The sequence below is a fragment of the Mesorhizobium sp. M7A.F.Ca.CA.001.08.2.1 genome (assembly GCF_003998455.1).
GTDB lineage: Bacteria > Pseudomonadota > Alphaproteobacteria > Rhizobiales > Rhizobiaceae > Mesorhizobium > Mesorhizobium ciceri.
In genome coordinates this window covers 1-865 of sequence record NZ_RZPW01001291.1, presented here as the reverse complement: position 1 = coordinate 865, position 865 = coordinate 1, and the positions used below count along the sequence as shown (strand labels likewise).

The following is an 865-nucleotide window of genomic DNA, read 5'->3' as shown; positions in this document are numbered from 1 at the left end:
TCGTTCGCTTGCGCCAAACGGCGGACCTTGTGGTCGTGTGCGGTGGCGATGGTTCGTTGTCGGCGGCGGCGATGGCTGTAGTGGAAAGCCGCCTGCCGATGGGCATTATTCCTATGGGAACGGCTAATGACCTCGCTCGCACACTCGACATCCCTATGGACCTTCTGCAGGCCGCTGACGTGATCGTGCGGGGCCGACTCCGGCAGATCGATATCGGCACGGTCAATGGCAATGCCTTCTTCAACGTTGCGAGTATCGGACTCAGCACTGAATTGGCGAAGGGTCTGGATCCCACTTTGAAGAAGCGTTTCGGCAGGCTCGGCTATGCGCTGGCGGCGGTGAAAGTGTTGACGCGGGCCACGCGATTCCACGCGAAGATTATTGAGAAAGGCGCGTCGACCGACGTCGAAACCTACCAGATTGCGGTGGGAAACGGTCGCCATTACGGCGGCGGCAACGTGGTGGAAGAGACGGCCGAGATCGATGACGGACATCTCGATCTTTATAGCTTGGAAATGACGAACCTCTGGAAGCTGGCGCTGATGCTCCGCTCCTTCCGGTCTGGAAGGCATGGCGCCTGGCGAGAGGTGCGCACGGCTAGGTGCGTCGAGTTCGACATCGAGACGGAGAAGCCGATGCCGGTCAACACCGATGGTGAGATCGTCACCTCGACACCAGCCCATTTCAAGGTCCATCCAAAGGCGATCTCGGTCTTCGCGCCTCCGCCCGTCGACGACGCTGACCTCCACTAGGCAAGCAATTTGGCCCCACGATCGTCCCGAGGTCATCAAAACGGCGACAACGACCGGTCCATACGAGAAGCGGCGAGCTCGACAAATTATGATTTCCTTGGTCTGTTGCTAGC

1 protein-coding gene is annotated in these 865 nt (G+C 59.3%); it reads left to right on the top strand.

Translation table 11 applies throughout. The annotated features are described in order from the left end of the window. A partial coding sequence (locus EN914_RS36920) for a lipid kinase (RefSeq protein WP_127389756.1) occupies positions 1 to 752 on the top strand: 752 nt, incomplete at its 5' end. Positions 753 to 865 lie beyond the last annotated feature (113 nt).